We start from the raw sequence: 13503 nt of genomic DNA, 5'->3' as shown, positions 1-13503 counted from the left end.
CGGCCCGTTGTCTCCGAAAGGTTCTCCTGCACCATGCCCTTGGCTCTGCTGGCCCTGGCCGTCGTCGCGTTCGGCATCGGCACGACCGAGTTCGCCACGATGGGGCTGCTGCCCCAGATCGCCGACGGGATCGGTGTGTCCGTACCGCACGCCGGCAACGTCGTGTCGGCGTACGCGCTCGGTGTCGTCGTCGGCGCGCCGCTGCTGACGGGCATATGCGCGCGCGTCCCGCACAAGCGGCTGCTGCTGCTCCTGACCGGTCTGTTCGTGATCGGCAACACGGCGTCCGCCTTCGCCCCCGACTTCGGCACGCTCTTCGCCGCCCGCTTCCTGGCGGGGCTGCCGCACGGCGCGCTGTTCGGCGTCGGCGCCGTCGTCGCCTCGCGACTGGTCGCGCCGGAGCGGGCGGCACGCGCCGTCTCGAAGATGTTCCTCGGACTCACCATCGCCAACATCGTCGGGGTTCCGGCCGCCACGGCCCTCGGACAGCATCTGGGCTGGCGCTCCGCCTACGGCGCGGTCGCCGTCATCGGCCTCGTCGCGCTGGCCGCGCTGGCCGCCTTCGTCCCCCACCAGCCGCGCGGAGACCAGTCCGGCATCCGGCACGAGCTGCGGGCCATGGGCAACAAGCAGGTCGTCATCGGGCTGGCCACGGCCGTCGTGGGCTTCGGTGGATTCTTCGCCGTCTACAGCTACCTCGTACCGATGCTCACCCACCTGACCGGGCTCTCCGGCACGTCGACCACCTGGGTCCTCGCGCTCTACGGCGTCGGCATGACGCTCGGCACCCTGATCGCCGGACCGCTCACCGACCGCGCGTTGCGCCCGACGATGTACTGGGGCCTCATCCTGCTCGCCGCGGCCCTGGTGGCGTTCTACTTCGCGGTCCACAGCACCGTGCCCGCCCTGCTGATGATCACGTTCATCGGTGCGATGGGCTCCCTCATCACCACACCGATCCAGATGCTGCTCATGGCCAAGGCGAAGAACGCCCCGACGATGGCGGCGGCCTCCAACCACTCGGCCTTCAACCTCGCCAACGCCGGTGGCGCCTGGCTCGGCGGCCTGGTCATCTCGGCCGGCTGGGGCTGGGCGGCGCCCAACCTGGTCGGCGCGGCGCTCGCCGTGGCCGGTCTGGGCCTCGCCTTCACGGGCGGTGTCATGGACCGGGGCCGACGGCGCTCCGAAGTGATCACGCAGGCCTCACCGGTGGCCGAGCAGGAGACGCGGGTCCGTACGGCGGACTGACCGGTCCACCGGAGGGTCCGTACCGCGGACCGACCGGTCCACCGGAAGCGGCGCGTTCCGGCAGCGCGCCCGGCAGGCCGACGGGACCTACTCGGGCTTGCCGACGCCCTCCACCGCCGGACCGCGCACTCGTGCGGTCCGCGTGGCGGCCTGAAACCCAGGGCTTTGATGTAGTCGGCGGGCGTCCGTTTCGTGATCACTTGAGCTGAAGAGCAGGCGAGCGGGTGGTTCCCCCCACGTCTGTTGCGCCCTGGAGTCCTTGCGTCTCCTCGCACCGACATCGGGCCCGGAGAGGTACCCGATCTGCTGGAGCGGTCGGCCCAGGTGCCGGACCCGTGCGACCCACGCGGCGTGCGGCACCTGGGCCGGCCGTCGTCCTCGTGTTGACCGCGTGCGTGGTACTGGCAGGGGCGACCTCGCTGATGGCGGTCGGCGAGTGGATCGCGGGCGCGCCGCCATACGTGCTGGAACGGCTCGGTGTGCGCCCCGACCCGGCGCATGGCCTCGGCCGAGGCGACCGTCCTCCGACTGCTGATCCGTATCGACGGGGTTGCGACCCCTCCAGGGGTGATGAGGACTTGATCCAGAACTCGACGGTCTGCCAGTAGGTGGTGTTGCGACCCTCCAGGGGTGATGAGGACGGCCGTCAACCCGGTTGGAGCCGTCGTGATCCGCCAGGACTTGTCCGGCCGATCACGCGTGTGGGCAGTCAGGGATGATGCTCGGGTGAGCATCATCGTCAAGTTCTTCGTGGCGCCGGACGATGCGTCAGCGGCTTTGACCCTTCAGACCGGACCAGGGCCGGCATTCGAGTCGCTCTCCTTTGGCAACTTCGATCCTGAGGAGGCGGTGGTCGAGTGGGAATGCCTTCTTGCCGACGGCAGCTTCGAGGATCTTGTCGAAGCCGGCGAGCCGCGCATCGTTGCAGGAGAGGACCACGGCGGATGTGTCGTCTTCGCGATCTCGCCCGGTCTGTCGACTGCGCTTGCGGATGCCGAGCGCCCCAGGTTGCGTGAGGTCGCTGCCTCATGGGTTCAGCTCCGTGCGGAGGAAGGAGAGAACATCGACGTGGACATCGCCGACGCGATCATGAGTGACCTGGCGGCCCTCGTCAGCAGTGCTTGTCGCCAGGGCCAGGGCGTCTACTGCTGGGTCGCGTAGGAGTTCACGTTCGGAGCCAGACGGTGAGGGTCGGCGTATGCCAGGGCGCCCATGGCTGTCGGCTGGTCGTGGGCGAGGTAGGGCCGGCGCAGGTAGCGATCCGGGTAAGCGGCGAGCAGGTCGGCGTCCCGTGCGGTGCCGAAACTCGCCAGCGCCACGCAGTAGGCCCCACCCGCGCAGCAGACCTCGCTCTCCAGCAGCAGCGCTCGCAGATGCTCGCGGAAGTGGCCACGGCGCGAGACGGCGGCGAGCCATGCCGCGGTGCGCCGCTCTCGCCGGCTGCCTTCGAAGAGGGTGGTGAGCTCGGCGTCGGAAACAGCCTTTGCATCAGCGGCCAGGGCATGAACGAACGGCTCGTACTCCTCGCGCGGCATGTGAAGTACCGCTCCGTCGAGCTTCAGACAGCGCCGCGCGGGGGCGCAATAGAGGCGGAACAGATCCTGTATCTCAGGGTCGTGGCGGATCACCACCCCATCCTGCTCCGGGAAGCGTTCGGCAGCCTACGAAACGGCAACGCCATGCTGCAGTTCACACCTGTCGTGCTGGATGTGCAGCCGACGGAGGTCTTGCAGGGCAGCGATGGGAAAGGGATGCCGCACCCACTTCGCCCGATAGCCGTCCTCGCCATGGGCCAGCAGTACTGACTGAGCGGCTTCCACGACGACGTGACCGAGAAGGTCTCGCGGCTGCGTAGAGGTCCAGACGAGCGTGCCCTTCCGGTCGGGAACGTCGAAGCTCGCGGACATGTCAGGGAAGCGGTAGATCGCCACATCGACCTCCGACCCCCTGCGTCGCAGGACCCACCTCACTTCAGCCGGTTCAAGGTCGAAGGAGAAGCGCTGGACGGGTAGGAGGCCGTACAGGCCCGCCATGCCGTGGAGCAAGTCGGCAAGAGCATCCGTGCAGTAGCTGACGATGTCCTTCCGCTCCGAAGAACGATCCTTGATGAGGCACGTTGCCCAGCCGCTGCCACTCAGTTCCCAACTGAACTGAAGACCGTCTGTCATCCGGCCCCTCCCGGTGATCGTCTGTGAAAACGGTACAGCGCAGAGACACGCGGATCCCTTCGCGTTCAACACAGCCAACCGCCACGACCCACCAGTCAGGAAACCGACCGGTTCACTACTTGGCGGGTGCCGTCGACGCGTCCCTCCTCCTTCATGGGGTCGGCCACCGCAGGGCCCTCAGCCGAGAGCGTCGAGCAGCTCACGCTCGCGCTGGGCGCTGAGGCCGGCGCGCCTCGTCCGGTCGAGACCCTGCTCGCGCTCCCAGCGCAGCGTGTCGGCCAGCAGCTCCGATCGGGACCGGTGCCGCAACCCCGCGGCGCTCGCCGCAGACCCGGTCCGGGCCGAGAAGCCTTCCCAGCCCGGCTCGACCGCCCACATCGGCAGGGACTCGGGGCCCATGAACTCGGTCACGCCGTTCGCCAGCAGCCACGCCGAGTCGGCGGTGACCAGCGGAGCGGTGTGCCCGCCGATGGTGCGGGACAGTTCGATCCACTCGTGCAAGGGGATGACCGGGCCGACGGCGTCGTAGGTTCCGGTGCTTCCCGCCTCCGCGGCGTCGAGCAGCCAGGCGGTGAGGTCCCGTACGTCGACCGCCTGGGTCGGCATGTCCGGTGTGTCGGGAACCAGCATCGGCCCCTGCCGATCGCGAGCGGCACGGGCGACCCAGTAGCCGGAGCGTCCGCTGTGATCGCCGGGGCCGCCGATGAGACCGGCGCGGGCGATGAGGAGACGGTCGCCCACGACGCTCGCCGTCGCCTGCTCGCAGGCGACCTTGGCCTCGCCGTACAACGCGCCGTCGACCTCGCTCTGGTCCGTCGGAGCGAGGAGGGCCGCGGACTCGTCCGCACCCGGTGAGGCATGGCCGGCGTAGGCACTGACGGAGGAGACATAGGCCCAGTGCCGGGCCCTGCCACCCAGTGCGTCGACCGCTTCACGAACGAAGGCAGGCTGCCAGGACACTTCGACGACCGCGTCCCATTCCCGGTCGAGCAGGGGTTCGTACGCCGAAGGATCGCGCCGGTCGGCGGCCACGAGCCGCGCGCCGTCCGCGACGTCCCCGCTCTCACCGCGCGCCAGGCACGTCACCGCGTGGCCGCGTTCGATCGCCTGCCGGGACAACTCCCGGCCCACCCAGGCCGTACCGCCCAGAATCAGCATCTCCATCCCGCCACTCAAGCACCCCGAAGCCCGAACGCCGAGACCGTTCTGCCGACGGCAGATCCGGCCACGTCCAGTACGGGGCCGCGTTGGCCTTTCAGGGGCTCGGGCGGGATGGCGGCGATGGTGGGAACCGTGCGATTCTCGCCGCTGTGACGACGTACTACTGGGACTCGACGCCCCTGTCCGACCCCGAAATGGCGACCGCGCGCGACATGTTGGTGCGCCACTCGAGTGGCCCGGAGTTCACCGAAGCCTTCTTCAAGCTCCTTCGAAGCGGGAAGCGTGTGCCGGTCAGCATCGCTCTCGCCCGATACCAGTACTCCGAGGCCGAAAGCAGATGGGGTCCTGACAACCCTGCCGAGTCCGTCTCGGCGGAGGTCTTGGAGCGGGCCCGCTGGTTGCTCTCGCACCCGCCGATGAAGGCCCGCGAGTGCGGGACCGTGCACGACGAGGCCGACCACGCGAGTGCGCTCATGGCCATGATGAACCTGGCCGACGTGCAGGACGCGGATCTCATCGCGGATGTGATCGAGCGCTCGCCCGAGCCCGAGGTCCTGGCCGCGGCGTCGATGGCGGCGCACCGGCCGTTCGAGTTCGCCGCGGTGCCCGAGCCCCGCTTGGTCGAGGCGATCGGGCGACGGGCGGCGGACGATTCGTTGAGCCCGAGTACGCGCGCCGAGGTACTGCAAGCCCTCAGGTACGCGGACTGCGCGCGGGGCTCGGAGATCGCGCTGAGTCTCGCCGAGTCGGACGACGTCACGCTCCAAGTCGCCGCCGCGCAGGTGCTCGCGGCAGCACATCTGGCGACACATCGCGAGGTCGTGGAACGGCTCCGGGAGTCATGGCCGGAGGGGACGATCGGCGTCGGCAACGTCGACCTCTTCCTGTTCGAAGATGACCACGAAGTGGGGTGACGACGCCCACGGCGCGGCGCAGGACCGATCCAGGGTTCAGAGGCAATGCCTTGCTTTACGGGTCTGACGGGCAGGGGTCGTTCCAGCAGGTCCTCTTGGAGTACTTGCGGTGCTTTGGCCAGGAGTTCAGGGGAAAAGCTGCCCGGGGTGACGGTCACACTGCGGCGGGCGGAGCGCAGAGTTTCGGTGAAAGAGATCCGGTCCGGGCCGAGTTGACGGGTGGCTGCGGTTCTCGGCACCAGTTCCCGCAGCGCGTGGTGGACCAGGAGATGAGCCCAGATCTGTTGGAGGACGTCGTCGGGTGTCTTGCCGCTGAGGACCACCTTCGCGCCGCGTCGGCAGGTCTTGATCTCGGCGAAGACGGATTCGATCTCCCAGCGCTCACGGTAGAGCGCGGCCAACTGCCGTGCCGGACAGCGGCCGTTTTTCCGTCTTTCCGGTCCGGTGGACTGGTGCGCGGATGTCGACGGTACGTTCCTCACCAGGAGAAGCGACGTCATGGCGGGGTGGGTGGCGTGGAGCTCGCGAGGGGATGCCAGTGGTGTGGGACGAGGCGTGGGGCGAGTGGTTGCGGCAGTCGCCGCAGGGAGGCGAACTGCTCGCGTGGTGGCAGCAGGCGCGGGACGGGATGCACCGGGTCGGCCGGGAGGCCTACGGGGAGCGTCTGGCCGCCCTGCTGTCCGCCGCCTCCCCGCGCGACTGCGCGGCGGCTGGATTCGGGTGCACGCGACGCATGGACCGTGTCTGCCGTGAGCCGTCGGTGTGCCGTCTGGATCCTGTCGCGCCGTCGGCCGCCGGGGAGGTTCTGCGCGGTGAGCGTGAGGGTCCGGTCCAGGGTGCCTGTGGCGGATTCCACGGTTTCCGGGGCGACTTCGAGGCCCATGTGCGATTCAGCGGTGGCGGCGACCGGCATCGCGCGGTGTTCTGGCGCGACACGGCGGCGTCGGCGGTGCGGCTGTGGGTGGACGGTGTCCCGGTCGGTTCCGGGGTCGGGTTGGACTCGTACGGGCACTGGCTCGACGGCAGGTTCCTGGTGGCGCGGGCGGAGGGGCCGGACGACCATCCCCGGCAGTCGTACGGGCCGGGGACGCTGGTCACCGGGATTGTCTCCGTGCTGATCCACGACGCCGTCCATGGCTCTACCCGGGTGTTGATCCCGGAGTCCCACGAGAGATGGACCGATCCCCAGGTGGTCCTGGCCGGTGAGAACCTGCGGGTGTACGCGACGCGCGAGGCCGTCACCGCCGGCGTACCCGACCGGATCCTGCCGGGCCGGCCGACCCCGGAGTGACGGCGGGAGACTCCCGTAGTCGTCCGCACCGAGGCGCAGTCCCCATCCACCGGCGGGAGTTTGGCACTTATGACCGATGAACTGCGGCCGGGCCGGGCCGAAATGACCAGACTGACCACGACGCTACGGATATCCGGCGAACCGGCGTCGGTGGTCTCGATGCAGGCCGGCCATCAACGGCAGGCCATCTGGCGCGGCTCGGATCCGTCGGGGAGCGGCGATCCCCGGCTGCAGGTCGACTTCAGCAGCGGGTCGGCCCTGCTGTACGCCGACAGACTGCAGAGGCGGCAAGTGGGCGAGCGTCTGGGGAACACCGTGCGGCTGTGGTCCCAGGAGTACCGCATCCACCGCCGATGGTTCTGGCCCAAGCTGCTCTTCACGGTGACCTCTGGTGAGCGCACCGTCCTGCGCGTCCGGGAACGGTCCAGAGGCGACGGCGGCGCCCGCGTCTTCGACACGCGCAGCGATGCCGCACTCGATCCGGTCGTCGCCCTCGCCCTGCTCCTGTTGGAGGGACGCCCCCACAAAATGGGCCTCGGCCGTGACGACTCCACCCTGTCCTGAGCCGCGGCCCTTTCAGGACCCCGTGTCTCCGCCACGCCCGCTTCTCGACCGGCTCGTGGTGCTTGTCCTGGGCATGGCCGTGAGAGAGGTCGCCGGAGCCGAGCCCGGAATCGGCGAACGTGCGCTCGCCGTGCCGTCGGACGCCGAGTTCAGTCACTCGCCCTGCGCGATTCGATGACGGAGTCCTGTCCGTGGCCGGCGTGCCGCGCCGCGTTGGGCTACGACGTCGTGGCGAGGCGTGCCTCGACGGCGTCGAGGGCGAGGTTGAGGGTGAACTCGAACTCGGCGTCGCTGTCGAAGCGCGCAAGGTCGGCGGCGGCTTCGGCGAGCCGCGGGAGACCTGACTGCTCCAGTGCGGCCTGGCGTTGTGCGATGCCGGGAGCGTCGGTCGTGCCGTAGGTGGGTCCCGCGTGCACCTCGCGGAGCAGGGTGCCGATCAGTGTGGCGACCAGGCTGCGCAGTATCGGGACGGCGTCGCGTCGCGGGCAGCCTGCGTCGTGCAGCACGGTCAGGACCGCGTCAACGGGGGCGAGTCCCTCGAACGAGGCGAGTTGGCGGGTGAGTACGAGCGGTGCGGCCTGGGGGTGGGCCAGGGCGCGGTCGCGGAACGCGTGGCCGATGGCCAGCAGGTCGCCGCGCAGGTCGCCGGTGAGCTCGGGCAGGCGCATCGACCCGAGGATCTGTTCGGCCACCGCGTCGAGAAGGCCGTCCTTGCCCGCGACGTGGTTGTAGAGGCTCTTCGGGTCGACGCCGAGGATTCCGGCGACAGCGCGCATGGAGACCGCGTCGATGCCGTCGAGGTCGATGACCTTGAGAGTGGCCGTGACGATCGCGTCGCGGGTCAGCTGCGGCGATCCCTTGGGGGGACGGCCCCGTCGGGGCTCTCGTGGCGCGGTCATGACCTCATGATGCCCTCCATTGCATTAATCCACAACGTGGGTATATTGAGGATCTCGATGAATACCCACGCCGTGGGTAAAAAGAGGGGATCAGCGATGCAGTTTCCGTGGGGTCCTGTCGACGTGGCCGACCTGTCGACGATCGGGGTCGGCGTCGACACCCTGTCCGACCTGTCGAGGTCGGACGAACCGCCGGGCGTCCGCTTGCGGACGTCCCGTGCCCAGGCCAGGGCGTTTCGCGGCGAGTTCGCCCTGACGGGCATGCCGGACAGCATCGTCACGTGCGATCTGGTCACGTTGCCGTACCCCACACGGTTCGGCCTGTTCCGCGCATCGCGTGCGATCGCCCCGTTCCTGTCGATCACCAACCGCATGCTGGTGATCCGATGGCACGAGAGCGACGGGCGCCCACGGGTGCTGCTCTTCGAGCCGAGTGACGTCGAACTGGGCCGCTGCACGCCGTACTTCGACAACCTCACCCGGAAGACGCCAGGCGTCCTGCAGCGGCAGATGGTCCGCGAGCACGGCACCGTACTCGGGCACCTCGCGCGCCTCGGCATCCAGCCTGGCGACGTCGACTACCTGATGTTCGATCACCTGCACACCCAGGACCTGCGCCGCTGGATCGGCACGATCACCCACCAGGACGACCTCGACGCACACCCGCAGGCCGCGTTTCCCAACGCCAAGGTCATCGTCCAGCGCGACGAGCTGGCCGGTATGGCGGAGCTGCACCCGCTGCAGAAGCCCTGGTACCAGCCGGCCGCCTACCGCGACGTCCCGCCCGAGGCATTCCTGCCGATCAGCGGTTCGGTCGTCCTCGGCCCGGGCGTGGCCGTGATCAAGACACCGGGGCACGTCTTCGGCAACCAGAGTCTCGTCGTCAACACCTCGACCGGCATCTGGGTCAGCAGCGAGAACGTCATCGCCGCCGAAGCCCTCGCCCCCGAACACTCCAGGCTGCCGGGCATCGCCAAGTGGGCGCAGCAGTGGCAGCAGGAGGCGGTCCTCAACGCCAACACGATCGAGACGACCGCCGATCAGTACAACTCGATCGTCCTGGAGAAGGCACTGGCCGACCGCAGCCAGGCCGACCCCCGGTTCGTGCAGTTCTTCCCCTCCAGTGAGCTGACCGGTGCCTGGACCAACCCCGGAACCACCCCCACCTTCAGCCACGGCCACATCACCCACGGCATCCAGCCGGCTTGAGGAGGCACACCGTGTCGCGATTCGTCCTGCCGTCCGAAGACGTCCTGCGCGCCCGCGAGAAGCTCGTGCTCGACCACTTCCACGACGAGGTCCGCCAGGACTGGGACGCCACGCTGGCGACGTTCCCGCATCCGCACTACGAACTGATCTCCCAGATGGCCGTCCACGACGGCAACGAAGAGGTCCGCGAGTACTACCACGACACGCGCCTGGCGTTCCCCGACCAGGACCACGAGATCATCGCGTTCCGACACGGCGTCGACGCCGTGATCGTGGAGTTCTGGCTGCTGGGCACCCACAAGGGGCCGCTCGGCAAGATACCGCCGACCGGGTCGAGGCACCGCACCCGCATGACGGCGTACTTCATCTTCGACGAGCACGAGAACCTCGTCACCGAACGGATCTACTTCGACCGGCTCACCATCGTCAAGCAGCTCATCGGCGGCGTCGACAAGCGCAGCCCCAGGGGCCTGCTCAAGCTCGGCCGCATCCTCAAAGGTCTCCTCGCGATGTCCGGCGACGCGCCCGACCCGCGCCTGCTCGAGACCACACCGCCCGACTTCGTCCGTTGACGCCACTTCGTCCGCTGACACCACCGATCAAGGGAGATCTCCCATGACCCCGACGACCACGACGACGACATCGGCCACCATGCGCGCACTCATCGGCGGCCGGGGAGCCGACTGGAACCTGGAAGAGACCGAGCTGCCCTCACAGCTGGGAGCCATCCGGATCCAGGTCCACGCCGCCGGTCTGAACCGGGCCGACCTCTACGCCCTCGAAGGGTCCTACACCGCCAATTCCCAAAGCGAGGGCCCCTTCACCGCCGGGATGGAGGTCGCCGGCGTCGTCGAGACCGGGAGCCTGCTGGCACCCCACCTGCCCGCGGGAACCCGGGTCATGGGCATCACCGTCGGCGGGTTCGCCGACTACGCCCTGTGCCACCCGCGCCTGGTCGTCCCGATCCCGGACCGGCTCAGTTTCGAGGAGGCCGCGGCCCTGCCCGTCGGCCTCGTCACCGAGCACGACGCGCTGGTCACCCAGGGCGGGTTCACCGCCGGCAAGTCCGTCCTGATCGTCGGCGGAACCAGTTCGATCGGACTGATCGGCATCCAGCTCGCCAAGGCGCTCGGGGCCGGCACGGTCATCGCCACAACGACCAGCGACGCCAAACGCACCGCACTGCTGGACGCGGGAGCGGACATCGCCGTCGACACCACCGACGAGAACCTTGCCGCAGCCGTCCTCGCCGCCACCGACGGACAGGGCGCCGACATCACCCTCGATCACGTCGGCGGAGAGCTGTTCGCGGTACTTCCGTCGGCCACTGCGATCGGCGGCACCATCATCAGCATCGGACGGCTCGCCGGACCCACGACCACCCTCGACCTGGACACCGTCGCCTTCCGCCGCCAGAAGCTGATCGGCACCACCTTCAGCATCCGCACCCGCGCCGAACTCGGCGAGGTCGTCGCCGCACTGGGCGAGGAAGTCCTGCCCGCGGTCGCAGGCGGAAAGATCGCCCCATGCGTCGACACCGTCTACCCGGTGGCACGAGCCAAGGAGGCGGCCGACCGGCTTCGCGGCAACGCCGCCACCGGCAAGATCGTCATCTCCTTCGCCGATGCCCACACCGAGCCGGTGCCCACCCCCAGCACGGTCGCGAACATCTTCGGCAGCATCGCGCAGATCGGCTATGTCGTACGCGACATCCAGGCATCGATGGAGAACTTCACCAAGGCCGGCATCGGCCCCTGGTTCTACCTCAAGGGCGTCAAGCCCGGACACTTCACCTACCGGGGCGAGCCCTCCGACATGACCATGGACGTGGCCGTCGCCAACAGCGGCGACATCCAGATCGAGCTCATCACCCCGGTCGATGACGCACCCTCGATGTACCGCGACTTCCTCGCCGAAGGCAACGAAGGCGTCCAGCACATCGCCTACTGGAGCGAGAACTACCAGGACCTCTACGACCGCGCCCTCGCCGCCGGATTCACCGTCGGGCAGGAGGGCCGGATCGGCGGAGCCGACGGCCGGTTCGCCTATCTGCAGACCGAGCACCATCCCGGCACCGTCATCGAGATATCCGATGCCGGGGGCAGCAAGAAGTTCATCTTCGACTTGATCAAGCTGGCCGCCGCCCACTGGGACGGGACCAACCCGATCCAGGAGATCGACGCCGGTCTCATCGGCGGCGACCCCGCCGCCATGGCCGAGATGATGGAGGCATTCGGGTGAAGGTCCACCATCTGAACTGCGGCACCATGCGTCCCTGGGGCGCACCCGAGGGGCTGGTCTGCCACGTGCTGCTCATCGAGACCGGCACCGGACTCGTACTGTGCGACACCGGTCTCGGTCTCCTCGACCGGGCCGCACCCGGCCGGCGGTTCGGACCGGCCCGGCACTTCGTGCGCCCCGCGTTCGACGACGCCGAGGCCGCCGTCCGCCAGGTGGAGTCCCTGGGTTTCGACCCGAGGGACGTGCGCGACGTCGTACTGACCCATTTCGACGCCGACCACGTCGGGGGACTGGCCGACTTCCCATGGGCACGCGTCCACCTCACCGACGCTGAAGCCACAGCAGCGCTCCACCCGGCCACGCGGATCGAGAAGGGACGCTACAAACCCGCCCAACGCGTCCACGGTCCGACCCTCGTCCGCCACGCTCCCGAACGGGGCGAGTCGTGGCGCGGTTTCGCGGCCGCCACCGAACTCACCGAGATCTCGCCCGACATCGTGCTGATCAGCCTTCCCGGACACACCCGCGGGCACGCAGCGATTGCCGTCGATGCCGGCGATCACTGGGTGCTCCACGCCGGTGACGCGTTCTACCACCACGGCCAGGTCGGCGGTGCCGCGAAAGCACCGAAGTCGCTGCTCGCGATGGAACGCGCCGTCGCCCACGACTGGCGCAAGGTGCAGGCCAACCACCAGCGGCTCGCCGAACTGTGGCGGGCCGGTGACCACGACCTGATGCTCGTCAACGCCCATGACCCGAGCCTTCTCGCCCGGGCCCAAGCCCGCACCAGTTCCAGCTAGTGCTGTGACCGCACAGGTTCGCCGGGGTGGTCGTTGCAGCGGTTGGGTGTGTGGTGACGTCCGACCCGACCGCTGGAGGCGCGGTGACCGCGCCTGTCCGTGCACGCAGACTGACCGATCAGGAAGGGCAGAAGCTGCAGCGGATCGTGCGCCTGGGCAGCACGAGTTCGGTGCGATACCACCCAGTGCAGAACCGGACCCTGCACGGCCACCTGCGCTGGCGCAACACCAACGCCCGCCACCCCGACATACTCGCCGCACAACGCCGAGAACGCGCCCGCATCCGCAGGGAGAAGGGCATCCGCTGGGGAGGGCGCCCCATCCTGGAGTCGGTGGCCTGAGCCGTCCTGCGCGTGCGGCACACCCCGCAGGCTTCCAGGATCACCGCCTCGGGCGGCGGCCGTCGCTGTCAGGGGCTTCGGCGAGTTCGGCGCGCAGCTGGTTACGGGTGCGCACCAGAATCCGCCCGAGCATGTTCTTGCCGTTCCCGGTCCTGCCCCGACCCCAGTAGTGATCGGTGGTGGTGTCTTCGACGATCTCTTCCTCACCGGTGGACAGCAGAATGTCACGGATATCGGCATGCGCGCGGAACTTGGTTGCCACCGCACGGCGCATCACGCCGTCCTTGACCCGTTCCCAGTCCCTCCGCAGAGGTTTTGACGAGTCGCGGCCCAGCTCTGCTGCCCGCAGCGGCGTGCGCGCACGCCGGATGAGATCCGCGTGGCGGGTGCCCTTGAACTTCTGCGCCTGGAAATAGTGCTCCGAGGTCGGCCACCACACCCCGTCGAGGTCGAAGCCGTGATCGGAGAAGTTTGAGAAGCACCCGTAAGGGACTTCATCGGCGCCATAGAAGTAAATCGTCACGGGAGCCTCACGGATGTTACGGAAACCCGCACCATGTCAGGCATGCCCCAGCCCCCGCAACCAGTTTTCTTCACCAGGCCCAGCCCTTCACCACACCAACGACCCGGTAAACCTTCCCGGTTACGGCGCTAGCGGGGCTTGGGC

General features: G+C 68.8%; 14 protein-coding genes and 2 pseudogenes. 10 read left to right on the top strand and 6 right to left on the bottom strand.

Annotated elements, in window-relative coordinates; translation table 11 throughout:
- Window positions 1-33: 33 nt before the first annotated feature.
- Complete coding sequence (locus tag ACH4S8_RS40340; RefSeq protein WP_398403444.1) at window positions 34-1248, top strand: MFS transporter; 1215 nt, start codon at window positions 34-36, stop codon at window positions 1246-1248.
- A gap of 726 nt (window positions 1249-1974) precedes the next feature.
- On the top strand, window positions 1975-2409 hold the full coding sequence (locus ACH4S8_RS40335; RefSeq protein ID WP_398403442.1) for a hypothetical protein: 435 nt from the start codon (window positions 1975-1977) through the stop codon (window positions 2407-2409).
- Here ACH4S8_RS40335 and ACH4S8_RS40330 read toward each other — a convergent pair.
- The 3 genes from ACH4S8_RS40330 to ACH4S8_RS40320 all read right to left on the bottom strand — a co-directional run bounded on the left by ACH4S8_RS40330 (window position 2391) and on the right by ACH4S8_RS40320 (window position 4580).
- Entirely contained in the window at window positions 2391-2876 is a 486-nt protein-coding gene (locus ACH4S8_RS40330) for a DUF6000 family protein (protein ID WP_398403440.1), read from the bottom strand. The genes ACH4S8_RS40335 and ACH4S8_RS40330 overlap by 19 nt on opposite strands.
- A 33-nt stretch (window positions 2877-2909) precedes the next feature.
- Window positions 2910-3416 carry a hypothetical protein gene (locus ACH4S8_RS40325; RefSeq protein ID WP_398403438.1) on the bottom strand — a complete coding sequence of 169 codons (507 nt, stop codon included), beginning with the start codon at window positions 3414-3416 and terminating at the stop codon, window positions 2910-2912.
- A gap of 177 nt (window positions 3417-3593) precedes the next feature.
- On the bottom strand, window positions 3594-4580 hold the full coding sequence (locus ACH4S8_RS40320) for an NAD-dependent epimerase/dehydratase family protein (protein ID WP_398403436.1): 987 nt from the start codon (window positions 4578-4580) through the stop codon (window positions 3594-3596).
- 83 nt (window positions 4581-4663) lie between these two features.
- Here ACH4S8_RS40320 and ACH4S8_RS40315 point away from each other — a divergent pair, with 83 nt between their 5' ends.
- Window positions 4664-5491, top strand: a complete 828-nt coding sequence (locus ACH4S8_RS40315) for a hypothetical protein (RefSeq protein WP_398403510.1) — start codon at window positions 4664-4666, stop codon at window positions 5489-5491.
- A gap of 272 nt (window positions 5492-5763) precedes the next feature.
- Here ACH4S8_RS40315 and ACH4S8_RS40310 read toward each other — a convergent pair.
- A pseudogene (locus ACH4S8_RS40310) lies at window positions 5764-5991 on the bottom strand (transposase); the annotation flags it as partial.
- 32 nt (window positions 5992-6023) lie between these two features.
- Between ACH4S8_RS40310 and ACH4S8_RS40305 the strand changes: the two are divergent.
- Both ACH4S8_RS40305 and ACH4S8_RS40300 read left to right on the top strand, forming a co-directional pair.
- The gene (locus tag ACH4S8_RS40305; protein ID WP_398403434.1) at window positions 6024-6782 is read left to right on the top strand and encodes a hypothetical protein; all 759 of its coding nucleotides are present in this window, start codon (window positions 6024-6026) and stop codon (window positions 6780-6782) included.
- Between the two features lie 69 nt (window positions 6783-6851).
- Window positions 6852-7346 (top strand): hypothetical protein, encoded by a 495-nt coding sequence (locus tag ACH4S8_RS40300; protein ID WP_398403432.1) that lies wholly within the window; start codon window positions 6852-6854, stop codon window positions 7344-7346.
- Between the two features lie 218 nt (window positions 7347-7564).
- On the opposite strand, the gene ACH4S8_RS40295 is transcribed toward ACH4S8_RS40300, so the two are convergent.
- Entirely contained in the window at window positions 7565-8245 is a 681-nt protein-coding gene (locus ACH4S8_RS40295; RefSeq protein WP_398403430.1) for a TetR/AcrR family transcriptional regulator, read from the bottom strand.
- 96 nt (window positions 8246-8341) lie between these two features.
- Between ACH4S8_RS40295 and ACH4S8_RS40290 the strand changes: the two genes are divergently transcribed.
- The 5 genes and pseudogenes from ACH4S8_RS40290 to ACH4S8_RS40270 all read left to right on the top strand — a co-directional run.
- On the top strand, window positions 8342-9454 hold the full coding sequence (locus ACH4S8_RS40290) for a hypothetical protein (RefSeq protein ID WP_398403428.1): 1113 nt from the start codon (window positions 8342-8344) through the stop codon (window positions 9452-9454).
- An 11-nt stretch (window positions 9455-9465) separates the two neighbouring features.
- Complete coding sequence (locus tag ACH4S8_RS40285; protein ID WP_398403426.1) at window positions 9466-10026, top strand: ester cyclase; 561 nt, start codon at window positions 9466-9468, stop codon at window positions 10024-10026.
- Between the two features lie 43 nt (window positions 10027-10069).
- Window positions 10070-11695 carry a zinc-binding dehydrogenase gene (locus tag ACH4S8_RS40280; RefSeq protein ID WP_398403424.1) on the top strand — a complete coding sequence of 542 codons (1626 nt, stop codon included), beginning with the start codon at window positions 10070-10072 and terminating at the stop codon, window positions 11693-11695.
- Window positions 11692-12495, top strand: a complete 804-nt coding sequence (locus ACH4S8_RS40275) for an MBL fold metallo-hydrolase (protein WP_398403422.1) — start codon at window positions 11692-11694, stop codon at window positions 12493-12495. Before ACH4S8_RS40280 ends, ACH4S8_RS40275 begins: the two co-directional genes overlap by 4 nt.
- Before the next feature lie 179 nt (window positions 12496-12674).
- A pseudogene (locus ACH4S8_RS40270) lies at window positions 12675-12836 on the top strand (IS630 family transposase); the annotation flags it as partial.
- Between the two features lie 40 nt (window positions 12837-12876).
- Here ACH4S8_RS40270 and ACH4S8_RS40265 read toward each other — a convergent pair.
- Window positions 12877-13359 (bottom strand): NADAR family protein, encoded by a 483-nt coding sequence (locus tag ACH4S8_RS40265; RefSeq protein ID WP_398403420.1) that lies wholly within the window; start codon window positions 13357-13359, stop codon window positions 12877-12879.
- Window positions 13360-13503: the final 144 nt, after the last annotated feature.

The organism is Streptomyces sp. NPDC021080, from assembly GCF_044333225.1.
Lineage (GTDB): Bacteria > Actinomycetota > Actinomycetes > Streptomycetales > Streptomycetaceae > Streptomyces.
Note: the sequence above shows the minus strand (reverse complement) of the source record. Positions and strands in the feature narration are given on the sequence as shown.

Excerpts from the sequence above, each read along its gene's own strand:
- ACH4S8_RS40340 (WP_398403444.1), top strand. The coding sequence starts at position 34 with ATGCCCTTGGCTCTGCTGGCCCTGGCCGTCGTCGCGTTCGGCATCGGC.
- ACH4S8_RS40325 (WP_398403438.1), bottom strand. The coding sequence starts at position 3,416 with ATGACAGACGGTCTTCAGTTCAGTTGGGAACTGAGTGGCAGCGGCTGG.
- ACH4S8_RS40320 (WP_398403436.1), bottom strand. The coding sequence starts at position 4,580 with ATGGAGATGCTGATTCTGGGCGGTACGGCCTGGGTGGGCCGGGAGTTG.
- ACH4S8_RS40305 (WP_398403434.1), top strand. The coding sequence starts at position 6,024 with ATGCCAGTGGTGTGGGACGAGGCGTGGGGCGAGTGGTTGCGGCAGTCG.
- ACH4S8_RS40300 (WP_398403432.1), top strand. The coding sequence starts at position 6,852 with ATGACCGATGAACTGCGGCCGGGCCGGGCCGAAATGACCAGACTGACC.
- ACH4S8_RS40295 (WP_398403430.1), bottom strand. The coding sequence starts at position 8,245 with ATGACCGCGCCACGAGAGCCCCGACGGGGCCGTCCCCCCAAGGGATCG.
- ACH4S8_RS40290 (WP_398403428.1), top strand. The coding sequence starts at position 8,342 with ATGCAGTTTCCGTGGGGTCCTGTCGACGTGGCCGACCTGTCGACGATC.
- ACH4S8_RS40280 (WP_398403424.1), top strand. The coding sequence starts at position 10,070 with ATGACCCCGACGACCACGACGACGACATCGGCCACCATGCGCGCACTC.